This is a genomic window from Oleiphilus sp. HI0066 (assembly GCF_001635725.1).
Window position 1 is genome coordinate 1 of record NZ_LWFH01000543.1, and the last position, 788, is coordinate 788.

Sequence of the window (788 nt, forward strand, 5' to 3'; positions counted from 1 at the left end):
AGTCGCCTATGTCAAATTTGGCTCGCTATGGTAGCGCGGGGTTCAGCAGTGGCTGTGTCTATCGCAAAACGAATTTAGGGGCATTTTATCGATGAAAAATTCAGATAGATCTGGTGGTTGTATGCTCTGCGATCGTGTCGTTCCACTGACTTTTCATCACCTTATTCCGAAGAAAGTACATCGCAGAAAACACTATCGTAAACATTTCTTGAAGGAACAATTACAAAGCGGAATTTTCATATGCCGAGCTTGTCATAAGGCTATTCATACACTGTATGACGAGATGACGCTAGCAAAACAACTGAGTTCGCTAGAAGCACTGCAAGCAGATCGTGCATTGATTAAACATGTCTACTGGGTGCGTAAACAGAAAGCATGAGTGAGATAAAGGACACAGAGATATTGCCTCTGATCGACAAGGTGTTCGACTTTAACTCTATCTCTCTTGTCGAACTACTAAATTTGCGTGTGCTGCTGCATGATCAAGATCCAATGGTTGATCTTGAGCGGGATTTGAAGGAGCTGTCTCTATACCCCGAGCGCTTAACAGGAAGCTATCAATACGAATGGCTCACCTACTGCAGACGTGCTTTATTTAGTAAGTGCAAAGAGCAAAAATTCTCATCTATTGAAACGCTGAATACTTTTCTGCTCGATTACAAGCATACGTTGGTAAGGTTAGAGCATGTCACCTCGGACACCGAAGTTAAAATTACCCAAACCTTGAGGCTGCTGAATACAGAGAACATACGTTTATTTGAGTCAGCTGCGAGTCGACGAATTCGCGA

At 43.0% G+C, this 788-nt stretch carries 2 protein-coding genes; both read left to right on the forward strand.

Annotated elements, in window-relative coordinates; genetic code table 11:
- Window positions 1–91 precede the first annotated feature (91 nt).
- Window positions 92–379, forward strand: coding sequence for a hypothetical protein (locus A3738_RS07325; protein WP_068476927.1), 288 nt, complete (start codon window positions 92–94; stop codon window positions 377–379).
- Window positions 376–788 (forward strand): hypothetical protein (locus A3738_RS07330; RefSeq protein WP_197473673.1); only part of this gene is annotated, 413 nt, incomplete at its 3' end. The genes A3738_RS07325 and A3738_RS07330, both read left to right, overlap by 4 nt.